The sequence below is a fragment of the Dysgonomonas termitidis genome, from assembly GCF_054657735.1.
Map to the genome: position 1 here is coordinate 41,933 of NZ_BAAHYD010000001.1, position 16,808 is coordinate 58,740.

Here is a 16,808-nt window from a genome sequence, read left to right on the forward strand (position 1 = left end):
TTACAATTCTTTTCCTTTGTGAATAGCTTGCTTACGTTTTTCTTCCACCAAGGGGGAGAGCCTTTTCCACATCTTCGGGCTTGTAGTAGGTCTTGTGGCTGGTTTGACTGTATGCCAGCGTTCCATTATCCCGAAGCGTTTGCAGGGTTCTGGGCGAAATATTCAACAGCAGGCACACATCCTGATTATCCATCCATTCACGATCTTTGTCGCCATACAGGCGGCAAAGAGATTCCATACGGGTAGCGAAATTTTCAAATTTTGAAAGCATCGCTTCAAATGTTTTTGCTTCAATGTTTACGATCTCCATTCCATTCTATTTTTAAAGTTTTTATTCGTCTTTGCTTCAAAAGTAAGCCTTCCGCTTATCCCATTGTAGAGAATGGTTTCCTCTGCATTTGTGTATCCTGTTTTGCTTACAGGAAAGCCATTCCAATAGCGATAGCTTCATTGTTTTGCTGCGAAATAAAAAAGAAAAATCTTGCCGTCAATGGATTTACAATCAGGTGGCAGCCAGTGGCGTCGATTTGGAAGCTTGTGGCGTTAACTTAGTATTTTTTACACAATTATTCTTATTTTATTCAACTTTCCATTCAAAAACAACTATATTTGTTCCATAATTGAAATGGCTATATGGAAGAATTAGAGCAATTAGGAATTATACCGGTGGACTACGCAGTCCTGCGTTCGCTGTTTTCTGACTATCGTTCCCCTCGAAACAAGATTGCAAATCTGGAACAGGCTGAAAAGATAATCCGGCTGAAAAGAGGAGTATATGTTGTATCACCGAAGGTAAGTAAGCAACTGTTATCTGTAGAACTGGTCGCGAATCATATTTATGGTCCGTCTTATGTCTCCATGGAGAGCGCTTTGCATTATTACGGTTTAATTCCCGAACAAGTATATACGATTCGCTCCATAACGCCTAATCGCTCCAAATATTTTGAAAATCAGATTGGTAGATTTGAATATATAACGGTGAATGAGAATTACTATTCAATTGGAATTAAGCAACAGACAGTTGAAAATAAATATACGTTCCTGATAGCTACCCCGGAAAAAGCATTGTGCGATATGATTAGCGTAACGCCACGACTACGCATTCAATCAGAAAAAGCGTTCGTGGCTTATCTTGAAGAAGATTTACGATTAGAAATGTCTGCTTTAGAGAATATGAACATGCGTATTGTCAAGGAATGTATAAATACAGGGAAGAAAAAAGGAGTGTTAGAATTATTATTGAAGCTATTACAATGAATATATTTGAACAAATGCTTTCAAGGTACGAGATAAAGACCAACGAGCAAAAGAGAAACGTAACACATGAAGTAATGCAGGAAGTAACCCTTGCCGGATTATACCGTGGGGGATTCTTTGATAAGGCTGCTTTTTATGGTGGCACTTGCTTGAGAATCTTCCACGAACTGCCTCGATTCAGTGAAGATATGGATTTCTCTCTTATCGGGAAAGATGAAACGTTTGATTTGGAAAGTTATTTTCCCTCCATCATTGAGGAGTTCAAAGCAGCCGGGCGTGATGTTGTTATTACCCGAAAGGAAAAAAAGAAAGAGACAAAAGTAGAATCCGCATTCTTGAAAGACGATACGGCAATATATGATGTTAAGTTCAAGACTGAGAAAAGTTTGAAAATTAAGATAGAGGTTGATATTGATCCGCCTCTTGGATTTGCAACAGAACAAAAATTATCCTTGATGCCCTTTTCTTTTATGACCCGCTGCTTTACGTTATCCGATTTGTATGCCGGGAAGATGCATGCATTACTATTCCGTAATTGGAAAACCCGGGTGAAAGGTCGGGATTGGTATGATTTCGAATGGTATGTTCGGCATAATGTCCCGTTGAATTTTGCTCATTTGCAAATCAGAACTAAAGAGTTTAACGGCATGGATATGGATAAGGAATCATTTACCACGATGCTAAAAGAAAGGCTTTCTTCTACCGACATTAATATGGTTAAGCATGATGTGCTTCCATTTGTTCAGAATCCCAAGGAGTTGGATATCTGGTCGAATGATTATTTTCTTCAGTTAGCCAGCAGGCTTAAGTTTTTGTAAGAAATCCTCCCTCATATGTCTGAATCTGATTTATTAAAGCAAATAGCCGAACTGCAAACTCAAAACACTGAATTGCTTGCAGAAAATGAAAAGCTTCGGAATATGCTTGGGCTTCCAAAGAAAGAAACTGTTCTTCAGGAGGAAGTCCAGAAATCGGATATACCCAAACAGGAAGACATAGAAAAGAACACAACTTCTTCAATTAACAAGTACAGTACTCCTGATGAGAAAATAGAATTGTTTCTATCTCTATTCAGAGGAAGAACGGATGTCTATGCCAAACGTTGTTATAGCAAGAAACATGATAGCAGTTATTATATACCGGCTTGTAAAAACGAATGGATAAGAGGTCTTTGTGATAGAACACGAGTTAAATGCAAAGACTGTTCCAATCGGGATTTATTACCTTTGACAAAAGAGGTTATTAATGGTCATTTGCGGAATAAAGATGAGCATGGAGCAGGCATTACCGGCATTTACCCTCTACTTCCGGATGAAACTTGTTTATTCCTTGCTGTTGATTTTGATGAAGAAAAATGGGAAGAGGATATAAATACATTCCGTTCGGTATGTCATACTCATAATATCCCAACTGCCATAGAACGTTCCCGCTCAGGGAATGGAGCACACGCTTGGCTGTTCTTTGAAGAACCCATTCCGGCAATAATTGCAAGAAGACTTGGAAATGTTCTTCTTACAAAAGCAATGTCAATCAGGCATAAAATCCGTTTTTCTTCGTATGACCGGATGTTTCCCAATCAGGATTTTATGCCGAAAGGCGGGTTTGGCAATCTGATTGCATTGCCGCTACAAGGTGGTGCGCGTGAAAAAAGAAATAGTGAGTTTGTTGATGAAGATTTCAAAAGCTATCCAGATCAATGGGCTTACCTAGCTTCCATTCGGAAAATAGATTTGACAGAAATAGAAGGTTTGCTTGCTATATTATGCGAAGGTAATGGTTTAGGAGAACTTGGCAGTTTAGAAAAAGAAGAAGAACCATTATTCAAGCCTTGGGAAAGGAGGAAGACGGAGAATAATCTTGAAAAGAAGGAATTCCCAGAATTTTTGACCATTGTAGAAGCAAACAGATTGTATATTCCGAAGGAGAATGCAAGCCCTCGAGCTCTTAACCGTATTAAGCGACTGGCAGCTTTCCAAAATCCGGTATTTTATAAAACACAGAAGATGCGGATGTCCACGTATGGTATTCCGAGAATTATTTGTTCTTTGGAAGAAACGGATGAATATATTGGAATCCCTCGAGGTTGCCGCCCCTCACTTATTCATTTGCTTGAAGAGTCAAATGTAGAGTATATGTTTGATGACAAGCGAAATACCGGGAAGCAGATTAATGTTAGTTTCAAAGGGACGCTCCGAGAAGAACAGAATTTAGCCGCAGAAACTTTACTCCAACATGAAAATGGGATACTATCTGTTCCGACAGCTTTCGGGAAAACAGTTATTGGTGCTTCAATCATTGCGGATAAAAAGTGTAATGCCTTAATTTTAGTTCATCTACAAACCTTATGCGATCAATGGAAGAAATCATTGGAACAATTCCTTGAAATAAATGAATCCTTGCCGGAAGCGGAGAAAAAACGAGGAAGAAAGAAAGTCCGTTCTATTATCGGACAAATCGGTTCTGGCAAAAACTCCTCCTCCGGCATTATAGACATTGCGCTTGTTCAGAGTTTAATCCATAACAATGAAGTGGATGAAATCGTAAAGAATTATGGAATGGTCATTGTGGACGAGTGTCATCATGCATCTTCACTTAGTTTTGAAGAGGTACTAAGTGAAACAAATGCCAAATATGTTTATGGTTTGACGGCAACCCCTAAACGACAAGACGGTCAGCATCCGGTTACTTTTATGCTATGTGGTCCGATACGATATAGTGTCAGTGCAAAAGAACAAGCAGGGAAGCGAGATTTTGAACATTATATTATTCCACGTTTTACAGGATTCAGTAAGCCATTAAACCAAACAGAAGCCGATTGGCATATTACAAAAATATACACAGCTCTTGCCGAAGACGAACTGCGCAATCAACAGATTGCGACAGACGTAACGGAGGCTGTAGTAAATGGTAGAACTCCTATTATCCTTACCCAACGAAAAGAGCATGTGATGCAGCTTGCCTCCATTATAGAGAATCAAACGGATGCATATATCATTACTCTTGTTGGCTCCGACTCGGTAAAGGTCAAAAATAAGACAGCCGGTTTGTTAGCTACTATCTCGCAAAGTGAAAAACTGATTATAATAGCGACAGGAAAATATATCGGCGAGGGATTTGATTATCCCCGCTTGGACACGTTGTTTCTGGCTTCTCCGATTGCGTGGAAAGGGACACTGGCACAATATGCCGGACGATTGCATCGTGAATATCCCGGCAAGCAGGATGTAATTGTTTATGATTATGTGGATATGCATATTCCTGTATTAGAATGTATGTATCACAAACGTCTTACCGGGTACTCTCAAATTGGATATAAAGCTTTAGCCTCAAGAAATGAGCCGGATAGAATCAGTATGATTTATGATAGTGTTTCTTTTGAATCAGTCATACCGAACGATTTTACTCAAGCGAAAAAAGAAATATTAATCGGAAGCCCCTATATTCGGAAGAAACAGCTCAGCACGATACTCATATGGTTAAAAACACCTTTACAAGCAGGTATATCAATTACGATTATCACTCGCTCAATAGAATCATATCGGGAACAAGAGCGAGCACGAAAATGTATTGAATTTCTCCAATCTAAATTCACAGTTATACAAGATTCAAGTATTTACCAAAAGTACATCATTATTGACAACCGGCTTGTTTGGTATGGTAGTTTTGGTCTCTTTGATTTTGGCAATTCGGATGATACCATTATGCGATTGGAATCAAGAGAGTTGGCTGCAGAGTTACAGATTGTAACCGAAAAATTGAAGTAGCTTACCATATCTTATAATTTACCTACTCTAATTTGTTTCATTCAGCAAAATACTTTTTGTTGAATTACAAGGGGATATCGAAAATAGGAACAAGCAACTGTAATACAACATATTAATATAATACCCCCCTATCAATCGGTAACGAATTAGTAACCTAACCTTGTGTTTTCAAACCCAAAACCTTTCAGACACCGAGCTCCAAACTAAGACTACTGTTTTATAAAGCATTGTATAGTAACGATTTTAATCGTTTTGCCTATTTTCGCTTTTTACTAATCTTTTTTTCCAAAAGTCAATACCCAAAAGCAACTTTGCGTAAATCGAAGCAAGCTAGCTGATTTACAGTGTTTTTAATCAAAATAAAACAGGTTGATGAAGCCGTAAAAAGCCAGGAAAATACCCATTTTGGACAGGGTACAGTTACTAAACCGTTACCTGTATTTCCCCTGTTCCGGCTTAATAAACGATACCTGAACGTTGTACATAAACATTTGACTTACATACGGTTGTTTATAATGATCCTGGCTTTATACAGGCAAAGGTAATAAAAACAATAGTAAAAAGCTATCAAAAGTTTTGTTAGCGCCCATTAGCCGTATTTTGCGTAGCGGCAAATAACTCAATGGTAAATAATTTTGAAACTTTAATTGAGTTATTGTATGCGAAGTACATTTAAAGTATTATTCTATTTGAAGAAGAGCAACCTGAACAGGGACGGCGAAGCCCCCATCATGGCGCGGATTACCATCGACGGGATGATTGCGCAGTTCAGCTGCAAGGCCTCCATCCGCCCCGGCCTGTGGGAAACGAACTACAACCGTGCAGCGGGACGGAGCGATTATGCCAGGCAAATCAACAGCCTGCTGGATGAAATCAAGGCAGGGATAGACAGGCATTACAAAAAGGTATTGGAGCGGGACTCGTATGTTACTGCCGAAAAAGTAAAGAATTCCTTTCTCGGTATAGACCTGCGTAGCGAAACTCTGTTGCAGGTATTCAGGCAGCATAACAGGGATTTTGAAGAGATGAAGAATGCCGGGCTGCGGTCAAAATCAACATACCAGAAATACAAGGATGTTTACCTGCACCTGGAAGCGTTTATTAAAAAGCGGTATAACCGTTCGGATATAGCATTGATAGAGCTGGCCCCGGCCTTTATCACCGACTTTGAGCTTTACCTTGCTACAGTCCCGAAGCTGGCGCACAATACCATCTGGCTTTATATGATGCCGCTCCGCAGGATGATAAGCATAGCCATTAATAACCGGTGGCTGACTTATGACCCGTTCAGCGGCTATGAGATTGCGGCAGAGGAAACGGATGCGGGCTATCTGGATAAGGACGAAATAAGGGCTATCATGGACGCTCCGCTCAAGAAAAGGCTCGAGCTGGTACGGGACCTGTTTTTATTCTGTGTCTTTACCGGACTATCCTTCCGGGATATGAAAAACCTGACGCGGGAGAATATGCAGGTCTTCTTCGACGGCAATCCGTGGATCATCACCCGCAGGCAAAAGACCGCCGTTTCATCCAATGTATTTTTGATGGATATCCCGCAAAAGGTCATTAAGAAATACGAAGGCCTGACTGAAGGGGATAAGCTGCTTCCGGTCCCCTGCTATACGACCCTTGAAACCGGGATAAAGGAAATCGCCCTTGCGGCCGGTATAGCCAGGGAGGTGACCTGGCACCAAAGCCGGCACACCTATGCGACGGAAATCTGCCTGACCAACGGCGTGCCCATCGAATCGCTCAGCAAGACGATGGGTCACAGGAACATAAAGACCACACAGCGGTATGCTAAAATAACGAATGAAAAGGTAAGCAGGGACATGGGAAACCTGTCGGATGTTTTACAGAAAATTGAGCAGTTCAAATACAGGTAAAGCCTTTGTCCGGTCGTCTATCCCTGTAGTGTTCCTCCATAAAACGCCCGATATCCCCCGTCCGGTAGAGTATCTTCTCGCCGATGCGGTAAAAGGGGATTTTGCCTTGCGTGCGGTAATCCTGCAAGCTGCGGCGGCTGATTTTTAGCAATTTGGAAACCTCTTTATCCGTCAGGTATTGTCCGCCTTCAAGTCCCGGCTTGAGGTTGTGGGCAATATTCTCTATTGAAGCGGACAGTTGATCTATTGTTTGGAAAAGGGAAGCCAGCCGCTTGTCGTCTTTCGTAATTATCCTGTCATTTGCCTTGTCATTCATAGCTTATCCTTTTTTTACCTGTTAAACCGGATTGGAGGACAAGGGTATCCGCATCTTCCGGCCTGTAAAATATTTTCCTGTTGATTTGAGTATAGGGCAGCGTACCATTTGTACGCAATGTTTGCAGGGTGCGCGGGCTGATGTTCAGTATCCGGCATACATCCTGGTTGTCGTACCATTTCTTTAATTTCCGTTCACTTAACCGTTCGCAAAGCGCTTTTACCTTTGAGGTGAACATTTCCAGCCGGAACAGCAGTTCGTTGAATGCTTTTTCATCGATAGTTATCGTACTCATAAATTTCCTGTTTTTTTAGGTTTGTTGCAGGCAAAGCTATACGGATTGCAGCTATAAATGCAATGGAGGGAGCGCAAGCGTCATCATACGGCATTATATGTCATACCCGCAGTACGCTATAACCAAAATCCATATTCCCGAACTTTACGGCGTGAGAACGATAAAACAATATAAATGCAAAAGCTTATGGAAACAATCACAGTTAACGCAGAGGAATGGAACGAACTGGTTCGTAAAATCGACCGGATAGCAGGGTTTATCGAACAGCTTGCGGAACGGCTTCCTGCCGACAACAACGCATGGATGGACGAGGCACAGGTTTGCGGTTATCTGAAGGTCACTGCGTAAAAAAGGTGAAATAAAATACTCCACCATTGCCAAAAAGCATCATTATAAGGCAGGCGATATAAGAGCCATGATGGAGCGGAAAGCGGTTAAAAGTAACAGGGAACGGCTGGAAGAGTTAGGGAATTCGCAAAGGAAGCGCCTTCCTGGTAGTAAATAATTAAGAGACAGGGCCACACGATGCTATCAATGCCATTCCAGCCACTACTGCTTTTAACCTCGGCAGGTACAAACAAGAATTGCCTATACCTTTTTACAAATACGGATAGCTTCATATTGGTTAAACCTACCTCTAAGGGATGTCTGAATAGCCAGGGAGAAATTCTCTTTCAGATAACATTCACTATATTTCAAACAATCTGGTCCTAGCCAACAGGCAAGCCCCTATTACCCCGGCCTTGTCTTTCAATTTAGATATCGTAACGGATGTATCTTTATTCACCAGGTTAAGGGAATATTTACGGATAGCAGACGTGATCGGCTGCATGATATAGTCTTCGGCCGCAGATAAAGTTCCGCCGATAATCACCATTTCGGGATTAAAGATATTGATTATACCGGCCAGCTGTTCACCCAGTTTCTGTCCTGTCTCTTCTACAAGATCGATGGATAAAACATCTTCTTTGCCCACGGTGGAGAATCTGATGAAGTGGGTTCTTCGTCAAATTTGATGCAATAATTTTAGGACAGAGGGCGTGTTAGTTAATTTATTCATTTTCAGCTAAATAGATGTATAAATATTGGTATATCCAAATAATAATTCGTAACTTCAAGATATTGATAATCAATATTTTGATAGTGAATAAAAAAGTAAATAAGGATAGATGTAATATCCGGATATGCAAGTTATATGAAACAGCGCAGGTAAAAATAAAAAGGTCCATTATTAAAGAAAACCTGTTGTATCTTTACGCTCATTCAACTAAGGGACACGGCACTTGTCCCTCGTGCGGGCGACATAGTAAGGCAGTACGTTCCCGTTATATCCGCAAACTGATGGATTTGCCTGCATCAGGTTATAGTATCCGGATTCTATTACAGGTCCGCAGGTTTAGTTGTAAAAATACCCGGTGTAAGAAAAAAATATTTTCGGAGCAATATCCCGGTTATGCATTACCTTACGCCAGAAGAACATTAGCGACAACCGTTTATCTTCAAAAAATACTACTTGAAATCTCAGCCCGGAAAGGAGCTTATATCACCGATGCCATTCATTTGCCGGTAAGCGCTTCGACTTGTTTGCGTATTGTCGGCCCGTTAAATATTCCCATACAAGAGGGTGTTGATGTCGTGGGAATAGATGACTGGGCCAGCCGTAAAGGCATGAGCTATGGTACTATCCTTGTCAACGCTAAAACCGGACACCCCATCGATTTGTTGGCTTCCAGAGACTATGCCGATGTCGTTAAATGGCTGTCAGGATATCCGCAAGTCAAATATGTTACCAGAGACAGGGCCAGCAGTTATGCCAAGGCTATCACTGATGCTTTGCCCGGAAGTTCCCAGATCGCAGATAAGTTCCATCTGGTAAAAAATCTGAGTGATACTATTTATGACGAAGTACTCCTGCGCTATCAGGAAATAAAGAAAACCTTTACTGAAGAACATAAAAAGGGAACGCCGGATATTCATCCGGAAAATATAAATGTGCCCTCTGATATGCCGGATACCGGTACCGATATCGATTTTATTCGGCCACCATCTCTTCATCGCCGGCAGGAACTGTTCGAACAGATCCATCGCTTAAGTAAATCCGGATTCTCTCAAAGGCAGATTGCAAAGACCCTACATATCAACCGGAACATGGTGCGGTATTATTTAGCCAGACAGGAATTACACCCCAGGTTCAGAACATTCACGAATAATTATGAGGATTATCTGGATGAAATAAAAGGAGGGTGCCGCAAAGGGTTAACTGTCAAGGATATATTCCGGTCTATTTCCCGGAAAGGTTTCCGTGGTAAGGTTGCGCCTTTTTACCAATGGTTCCGTTATTGTTTTCCTGACTATAAATCCGGCAAGTATAAAGTTAAACAACAGGCTATAAGTCCGCAAATCGAAATGAAAATTCGCTTTGGAGCCATATCGGCGCGTAAATTGGCTATATATGTATCGAATCCCGAATGGGGAGTCTGCGAAGCTACAGGCAAACGCAACCGTGAAAGCCAGTTTGCTCAGGAAATTATTACATCCAGTAGCTTACTGCAAGAATTACGGTATATTAGCCAGTCTTTCCGTAAGATTATTAATGGCGATAATGAAGATGCCCTAGATACTTGGATAACCGAAATAAAACAGTTCAATATCAAGAATATAAATTCTTTTGTCAATGGAATAATCCGGGACAGGGATGCAATTTGTAATGCTATACGTTATCCATGGACCAATGGCTTGGTGGAAGGAAATGTGAACAGACTCAAAAATAAGAAAAGGGAAATGTACGGACGGGCCGGATTTGAACTGTTAAGGCGCAAGGTGGCTATCTAAAACCGGATAAAAGACTGCATCAAATTTGACGAAGAACCGGCATACTCAAGATTATCCATGAAATATTGTATATTTTTGTCAAAAGAGTTATTTGAATTAATGAAAATAAAGCGAAACGAAGTATCTTGGTTGTTTCTAAATCGTTACCTGTTTCTCTTTTTCTCTCCGTTATCAATTGAAAATCAATTAAATTCTATTGTTCTGCATACTTAAGAATCAAAAACATGGTTCAAGGATAAGCATGAAGTAAAATATACATTCATGTTCAAAGAGAGCATTCCATTAAATATCCAGGATTTGAGGGTTGTATTATTTACATTGATTGCATCAATCAGGATTCCTAAAAATGCACCGAAAACATATAAAAAAAGCGGATTTGCACCAAACGATTCAAAAAATATACTCCATTTTTTATTATTGAGGTCAATTACCGATATCAACAGAGAAAATAAGGTTGCTCCCATTCCACATGTAGCCAGTACGAAACTCGGAGACCATATTTTCTTATTGATCGGACATACATAACTAAACAGGAATCCCGCAAAAGTAAAAATAGCCCATATATAAACAATTGGAGTATTCGCTCCCTGTTGTCTTTTATATTCATAAGTATACTACCTATCCAGAAACCAATCAAAACATGTGCTATAGAAGGTATTGTACTAATATGCCTTCGGGATCAACTCCATATTCACTATACATATGAATTGAACCAAGAATATTCTGATCAACTATTGCCAGTATACTTGCGTCATCCTGGACATATCCGTTGCCAACTAATATAACGACAGAATATCCAGCCAATAAAGAGATAAATATTGCTGGAATATATTTATGCTTTATAATAATAGCAATTAATGAAACTGCGCAGTAGGTGAGAGCCAACCGTTGCATGAGGCCTAAGATGTGAATATATTCAAAATTTGTAATCGATTACTACAGTTTATTTCCTATGCTTATACTTTCATTTGTCAGGCTGTCATATGTTCCTATAAATACCTCGACCCAAGATAAGGCCAAACCAATAAAAAAAATTACAAATATTCGTCTAAGGATTTTAAACTGAGTGCCAGATGAAAATTTGAATTCTGTTTTACGCAAAGAGAGATAAGTTGATATTCCCATGATAAACATAAAGAACGGAAAAACAAGATTCGTCGGGGTCAATCCGTTCCATTCTGCATGTTAAGAGGGGCATATACATCACCCCATGTTCCCGGATTGGTTTACAAGGAGCATACCGGCAATGGTTATTCCCCGTAAAATATCCAGCGATAATAACCTTGAAGATTGGTTTCTGGTTCATAATTGGATTTTGTTCTGTCAGATTCCTGTTTTATATCTTAAGCTTTATGTGGATACGCCCCAACAGATAGGTTATACCTATTGTGAAGAACGAAAAAAGAATACAATTTATTAATCCTGGGAATCCATTTCTAAACCATTCAGGAGATTCGACGAATCGTATTGCATATAAAACGTATGGTACCAAATAACAGGTTAGAGTTGCTTTGCCGGCCGGTTCTATGATTTTAGCCCATGTCGTTTTTCCGGTCGAATCGAGCCAATAAATAATAGAATAAGTAAAAATCGCAATCCCGGTACAATAAAATACCCATGGAGGAGTTTCTCCAAGCTTGGATATTATCCAGTATTCGTTGGTTATATATCCAGCAATTATAAATAAAAATGCTACTATAAAAGCAAATATGAGTCTTTGTGATTTTTTCACATCTCTATATCTGGCACTTATCAGGGATAAGATAATGCCGCCCATTGTGAAAGCAGAAAGAGCGCCATTGTTTATATGCAATATATTGAGCATCGCATTAAAAAAGTTATCCCCTGGTAGATTCAGAATCGATTGTCCCTCTTTCATCGGAGTCTGTAATATACAGATGATGATTAAGAGTATCCAGATGGGAATAAGATATCTCAGACGGTCTCGTGTGAAAAGATAGACGAATGCACAGATCAGATATGTCCATCCAATGATACCCAGTATTCCCCACCAGCGAGGGGATAATATGCCTCCGTTTGCATCACGGAATATTATGCCAAGGAAAAGAAGCAATAATAAGCCTGCCATCTTCAATGCCGAAAAGGTGTATTTGAGATGTTGCTTGTCTGTCTTTGGGTAAACATTCCATATCAGAAAGAATGCGGCAACCATCAATATACGGTATAAATTGAAACTCATGCCGGACTCGGGAGAAAGGCCGGATTCGGTGTTCACAATATATACACCCATAATCAGTAGCGCTAATGAGCGAGTTAGTATATGTGCAATGGTGTCAGTCGCATCTATTCCCTTAGCAAATCTGGATTCGATAGCATATGGAATAGACATCCCTACAACAAATAAGAAACATGGAAATACAACATCGGCCAATCCTAACATATCCTGCCCCCACTTAGCATGCCCCAGCCATTCAGGTAAACCACTTACAGACCAGACATCGTTGACAAATATCATTAACAACATGGTCAAAGCCCTTAATATATCAATGGATTTATTACGGACAGAAAATATGCCGGACGTATTGTTTTTCATAGTGCTATCGTTTTTAAGCTAAGATATCAATTAATTATTCAGCTCTTTGTGTAAAGCTTTCCGCAGAGTTCCATTATCGTCATCCCCATTATATTCCCAATACATTGCGCCTAACATGCCATGAGCTTTAATATACTGGCATTTTATAGCAATAGATTTTGAGTTATCGAATCCACAAATAAATTCTCCGTTTTTACCTACCAGATAGGGAACCTGAGAAACATCATCCCATCTTTCATCAAAGCCAGTCAATTTTATCAGATTATTATAGTTCGCATTCTTTATTGTATCACTTGCACGTCCATAGAAAGGTATTCCCATCACTAATTTATTTATTGGCATACCTGCTTCTACATGTGCTTTTACTGCTTCGTCAACCGAAAATCTGGTGTTTTCAGATTTGTACAATCCGGAATGGTGATAAGGTGGAGATCCCATATCGTATGACATAATATTTACGAAGTCAACATAGGGATCTATTTCTTTGAAATTGATATATTTGGCATTAGCAGAACTGGCCAGGGTTAGCAATTTTTCTTCTCCGATTATCTGACGAATATCCTTCATCAATAAGGTGAAATTATCGGTATCAGCTTCTGATGCAGAAATTCCCGCAGCACTGTCTGTCGGGTACTCCCAGTCTATATCAATGCCATCCAGATTGAATTGATCAACGACTCGTTTACAATCTTTGGCAAACAATTCCCGGAGATTATCATCTGCAGCCATCTCGCTAAAATGCCCGCTTCCCCAGCCACCTATAGATAGGAAAATTTTTAAATGAGGGTGAATTTGTTTTAAGTCGGTTATCGCTTTTAATCGCTCTTCATTGTCAACCCGTATTTCACGGAATGTTTCGCTCACATGCCCGAATGCGTAGTTGATATGTGTTAAATGTGTCGGATCAGGCATAATGTCTGACCAGGATGTGACATATGCCACTATGATCGTGTTACTACTGTTTGTTGTCCCTTTTTTACATGTTGTAAACAATATCATTATACCTACGGCATAATAAAAAATCTTATGGTTTCTCATAGTCTCTTTTAAATTAGATCTGTACAAATCTATTTTCTCAGATTAATTAAATCTTTGACCAAGTTAGGTAATAAATATATTAAGAGATTTTGAAAATAATTATATATTTAATAATTACAAAATATAAACATGAATGATTGTTTTATTATATATTTCTGTTTATTAGATTATTATAATTTATTATTTAGTTGATGTTAAATAATTACAATTGATTTTTAGCATTTAATATATAAGATATTTTTTTTCTTAATAATTTGGATTCTATCCATATTGTGAAGTCAAAAATACTTAGTAATTGTTTTTCGTATTTATCGTTATGTAATTCTTTGAATTTCTTATCTAATTTTTCCAGCATCTTTTTTCGTTCATCGGATAATACAGGCAGATTTACTTTGTTCAGATACCATAATATAAGGTGTTCGGTTTGGAATGCCTGTTCTTTTTTTAATGATATGCCTCTACGAATCGATTGGGATTGATGTCTGACAAAATCATGATCACCCAACTCATAGTATATTATCAATTTAACAAGGCGTATGGTTTTCATAATAGGCAGATATTCCATATTATGTTCAGGTATTATTGAATTAATCGTTTTTTTTGCCCTATTATATTCTTCGAGCCCTATATAGACTAAGGTGGTATATAGCAATAGTTCGCTTTTTCTGATAGGGTTTAGCCATGAGTCTTTATTAAATAAATCATCTTTGTATAATGTTATTACTTCTTTGCATTTAGCATAGTCTCCTTTATCAAAAAAAGGAAACAGTTCATACTGGAAAGCTATACAGAGAGTATTGATCTTAAATTCTAAAGAATAATTGTCTGATAATTCCTTGAGTTTTTCTGCAAAATATGGCATTTCTTCATAATTCCCCATAGTGCGTAGGCTTCGCAGAATCCCTTCCAATACAGAAATATAGTATATAGGGGGATTTGCCCAGAATTGTGTGTTGTTTTCAAACAATTCCGACAACTCTCGAAAAGAACGTAGTGCTGCCGAATAGTCTCCTATTCCCATTAAATAATTAGCTTGAAATAATTTATGCTTTTTAGTCATTTCAAAATTACTTTCCTTGTTGCCCGACGATGTTGCAATATACATCTCGCTTATCATCAGATCGTTAAGGCTTTGTTCTTGTTTTCGGGATCGCACATCTCCTTTGTATGTCAATCTATGTTTAAGTAAATTGTAAAGAGAGGCTTGTTCTGTGATTTTGCGGATATGATTAATGGATTCTGTTTGCTGATAATGTTTTTGTGACAATTCTTTCTCTGATATATTGGGGAAGTCGAGACGTAGCAGATATTCCAGCTCCAGCTTTGTTGCCATGAGAAGAATTTCATAAACCTGGTTTTCTCTGGCTTTTTCTATGACACTATTTAATATATCGAAACACTCGCGAAACATAGAGCGTTCATATAACAATTCAGCCTTGCATAACTTTTGGAATAAAGAGTAATATATATCTTTCTTTTTACGTAACAATACAAGCGAGTCAAGAATTTTTTCGTAGAGGTAATGAACTGCTATCTCAAAAGAGGCCTTTTTTTCTGTTTTTCTGAATTCCTTGACAATAGACTCTTCATTAACAGAATCTGATTTGGTTATTAAATTATATAGTGTGAGATAATCCTTAGTGCTTTCGCCTTTTGAAGAAGAAATAGCAAATTGTTTTTTTTCAGCTTTGGATAGTGTGTTTATTAAATAAGTCAATGAATCAAATTTTTTCATAAAATTTATATGTTTTTTATATTTTATTACTTTTTATATTATCTGAATTTATACAAAAATATAAATATAAACTATATAATACTCTTATTTACAGTATATTTTTATTTATTGTTAAATAATGAAATTATATATATAGTATAAAATAGAAAAAAATGATATAATAATCCATACTACCTTGCACATACTAAAAACTAATACTATGAGCACAATATACAATCAGCGGAAAAAGATTGTGGTCATCGGTAGCTCCAATACTGATATGACTGTGAAAGCACAAAGATTGCCAATACCCGGAGAAACAATTCTGGGAGGTACATTCATAATGAATCCAGGAGGAAAAGGAGCTAATCAGGCAATTGCCGCGGCGCGTTTAGGCGCGGATGTTACATTCATCTCGAAAATCGGTAACGACTTATTTGGCATACAGGCTCTGGAAACATATAAATCCGAAATGATAAAAACCGAGTATATATTTACCGATAACCAGAATCCATCGGGAGTAGCATTGATCTCAATCGACTCATTCGGAGAAAACTGTATAATTGTTGCGGCCGGAGCCAATATGTCATTATCTCCACAAGATATAAATAAAGCTTTTAATTCTATAAAAGAGGCTGATGTAATACTTATTCAATTAGAAATTCCATTAGATACGGTCGAATATGCAGTGGATATGGCATATGGCCTGGGAAAAAAGGTTATACTTAAGCCAGCTCCCGCACGACCGCTGAGTGTTAAGTTAATAAAAAAACTTTATGCAATAGTTCCCAATCGTGTGGAAGCTGAAATCCTTACAGGAATAAAAGTCTCAGACGAAAAGAGCGCCCATAAGGCGGCACAGATAATTAGCCGTAAAGGCGTTGGGAATGTTGTCGTAACAATGGGAAAAAACGGCGCCTTTGTAAAAGAAGGAGACGCTTGCCGGTGGTTATTGGCAAAAGATGTGGAAACGGTAGACACCACCGGATCAGGAGATGTATTCTGTGGAGCGTTGAGTGTTTATTTGTCTGAAGGGTATTCACTAATGGAATCTGTAGCTTTTGCAAATACTGCGGCAGCAATTGCCGTGACACGTATTGGTGCGCAGAGCGCTATCCCATTTCGTTACGAAGTAGACATAACCTGATTGAT

12 protein-coding genes and 3 pseudogenes are annotated in these 16,808 nt (G+C 38.7%); 7 read left to right on the forward strand and 8 right to left on the reverse strand.

What is annotated here, in order from left to right; genetic code table 11:
• A pseudogene (locus tag ACYQ3L_RS00195) lies at positions 1–310 on the reverse strand (helix-turn-helix domain-containing protein).
• Positions 311–633: 323 nt separating this feature from the next.
• On the opposite strand from ACYQ3L_RS00195, the gene ACYQ3L_RS00200 reads away from it, so the two are divergent.
• From ACYQ3L_RS00200 to ACYQ3L_RS00215, 4 genes are all read left to right on the forward strand, one after another.
• Positions 634–1,257, forward strand: a complete 624-nt coding sequence (locus ACYQ3L_RS00200; RefSeq protein ID WP_379994156.1) for a type IV toxin-antitoxin system AbiEi family antitoxin domain-containing protein — start codon at positions 634–636, stop codon at positions 1,255–1,257.
• On the forward strand, positions 1,254–2,075 hold the full coding sequence (locus ACYQ3L_RS00205) for a nucleotidyl transferase AbiEii/AbiGii toxin family protein (RefSeq protein ID WP_379994155.1): 822 nt from the start codon (positions 1,254–1,256) through the stop codon (positions 2,073–2,075). Before ACYQ3L_RS00200 ends, ACYQ3L_RS00205 begins: the two co-directional genes overlap by 4 nt.
• A gap of 15 nt (positions 2,076–2,090) precedes the next feature.
• Positions 2,091–5,021, forward strand: a complete 2,931-nt coding sequence (locus tag ACYQ3L_RS00210) for a TOTE conflict system archaeo-eukaryotic primase domain-containing protein (RefSeq protein ID WP_379994154.1) — start codon at positions 2,091–2,093, stop codon at positions 5,019–5,021.
• Positions 5,022–5,680: 659 nt separating this feature from the next.
• A complete protein-coding gene (locus ACYQ3L_RS00215) occupies positions 5,681–6,907 on the forward strand; it encodes a site-specific integrase (RefSeq protein WP_379994153.1) in 1,227 nt (408 codons plus the stop codon).
• Here ACYQ3L_RS00215 and ACYQ3L_RS00220 read toward each other — a convergent pair.
• A complete protein-coding gene (locus ACYQ3L_RS00220; RefSeq protein WP_379994151.1) occupies positions 6,894–7,223 on the reverse strand; it encodes a helix-turn-helix domain-containing protein in 330 nt (109 codons plus the stop codon). The genes ACYQ3L_RS00215 and ACYQ3L_RS00220 overlap by 14 nt on opposite strands.
• Positions 7,216–7,461, reverse strand: a complete 246-nt coding sequence (locus ACYQ3L_RS00225; protein WP_379994159.1) for a helix-turn-helix domain-containing protein — start codon at positions 7,459–7,461, stop codon at positions 7,216–7,218. The genes ACYQ3L_RS00220 and ACYQ3L_RS00225 overlap by 8 nt, the downstream gene beginning before the upstream one ends.
• 243 nt (positions 7,462–7,704) lie before the next feature.
• Here ACYQ3L_RS00225 and ACYQ3L_RS00230 point away from each other — a divergent pair, with 243 nt between their 5' ends.
• Positions 7,705–7,866 carry a hypothetical protein gene (locus ACYQ3L_RS00230; RefSeq protein WP_379994150.1) on the forward strand — a complete coding sequence of 54 codons (162 nt, stop codon included), beginning with the start codon at positions 7,705–7,707 and terminating at the stop codon, positions 7,864–7,866.
• Positions 7,867–8,206: 340 nt separating this feature from the next.
• On the opposite strand, the pseudogene ACYQ3L_RS00235 reads toward ACYQ3L_RS00230, so the two are convergent.
• Positions 8,207–8,500 (reverse strand): annotated as a pseudogene (locus ACYQ3L_RS00235) (ROK family protein); the annotation flags it as partial.
• A 161-nt stretch (positions 8,501–8,661) separates the two neighbouring features.
• On the opposite strand from ACYQ3L_RS00235, the gene ACYQ3L_RS00240 reads away from it, so the two are divergent.
• Positions 8,662–10,350, forward strand: a complete 1,689-nt coding sequence (locus ACYQ3L_RS00240; protein ID WP_459952241.1) for an ISL3 family transposase — start codon at positions 8,662–8,664, stop codon at positions 10,348–10,350.
• Positions 10,351–10,559: 209 nt separating this feature from the next.
• Here the strand turns inward: ACYQ3L_RS00240 and ACYQ3L_RS00245 are convergent.
• The 4 genes and pseudogenes from ACYQ3L_RS00245 to ACYQ3L_RS00260 all read right to left on the reverse strand — a co-directional run bounded on the left by ACYQ3L_RS00245 (position 10,560) and on the right by ACYQ3L_RS00260 (position 15,677).
• A pseudogene (locus ACYQ3L_RS00245) lies at positions 10,560–11,622 on the reverse strand (acyltransferase family protein).
• A gap of 64 nt (positions 11,623–11,686) precedes the next feature.
• Positions 11,687–12,904 (reverse strand): DUF5009 domain-containing protein, encoded by a 1,218-nt coding sequence (locus tag ACYQ3L_RS00250; RefSeq protein ID WP_380000942.1) that lies wholly within the window; start codon positions 12,902–12,904, stop codon positions 11,687–11,689.
• Positions 12,905–12,934: 30 nt separating this feature from the next.
• On the reverse strand, positions 12,935–13,942 hold the full coding sequence (locus ACYQ3L_RS00255) for a glycoside hydrolase family 18 protein (RefSeq protein ID WP_380000940.1): 1,008 nt from the start codon (positions 13,940–13,942) through the stop codon (positions 12,935–12,937).
• A 202-nt stretch (positions 13,943–14,144) separates the two neighbouring features.
• Positions 14,145–15,677 (reverse strand): BT2802 family ribose utilization protein, encoded by a 1,533-nt coding sequence (locus tag ACYQ3L_RS00260; RefSeq protein ID WP_380000938.1) that lies wholly within the window; start codon positions 15,675–15,677, stop codon positions 14,145–14,147.
• Positions 15,678–15,876: 199 nt separating this feature from the next.
• On the opposite strand from ACYQ3L_RS00260, the gene rbsK reads away from it, so the two are divergent.
• Positions 15,877–16,803: a ribokinase gene (gene rbsK, locus ACYQ3L_RS00265; RefSeq protein ID WP_380000935.1), complete on the forward strand. Its 927-nt coding sequence runs from the start codon at positions 15,877–15,879 to the stop codon at positions 16,801–16,803.
• The last annotated feature ends 5 nt before the right edge of the window (positions 16,804–16,808 follow it).

Bases quoted from the DNA above. Each gene is read 5' to 3' on its own strand.
- ACYQ3L_RS00200 (WP_379994156.1), top strand. From the start codon at position 634: ATGGAAGAATTAGAGCAATTAGGAATTATACCGGTGGACTACGCAGTC.
- ACYQ3L_RS00205 (WP_379994155.1), top strand. From the start codon at position 1,254: ATGAATATATTTGAACAAATGCTTTCAAGGTACGAGATAAAGACCAAC.
- ACYQ3L_RS00210 (WP_379994154.1), top strand. From the start codon at position 2,091: ATGTCTGAATCTGATTTATTAAAGCAAATAGCCGAACTGCAAACTCAA.
- ACYQ3L_RS00215 (WP_379994153.1), top strand. From the start codon at position 5,681: ATGCGAAGTACATTTAAAGTATTATTCTATTTGAAGAAGAGCAACCTG.
- ACYQ3L_RS00220 (WP_379994151.1), bottom strand. From the start codon at position 7,223: ATGAATGACAAGGCAAATGACAGGATAATTACGAAAGACGACAAGCGG.
- ACYQ3L_RS00225 (WP_379994159.1), bottom strand. From the start codon at position 7,461: ATGTTCACCTCAAAGGTAAAAGCGCTTTGCGAACGGTTAAGTGAACGG.
- ACYQ3L_RS00230 (WP_379994150.1), top strand. From the start codon at position 7,705: ATGGAAACAATCACAGTTAACGCAGAGGAATGGAACGAACTGGTTCGT.
- ACYQ3L_RS00250 (WP_380000942.1), bottom strand. From the start codon at position 12,904: ATGAAAAACAATACGTCCGGCATATTTTCTGTCCGTAATAAATCCATT.
- ACYQ3L_RS00255 (WP_380000940.1), bottom strand. From the start codon at position 13,942: ATGAGAAACCATAAGATTTTTTATTATGCCGTAGGTATAATGATATTG.
- ACYQ3L_RS00260 (WP_380000938.1), bottom strand. From the start codon at position 15,677: ATGAAAAAATTTGATTCATTGACTTATTTAATAAACACACTATCCAAA.
- rbsK (WP_380000935.1), top strand. From the start codon at position 15,877: ATGAGCACAATATACAATCAGCGGAAAAAGATTGTGGTCATCGGTAGC.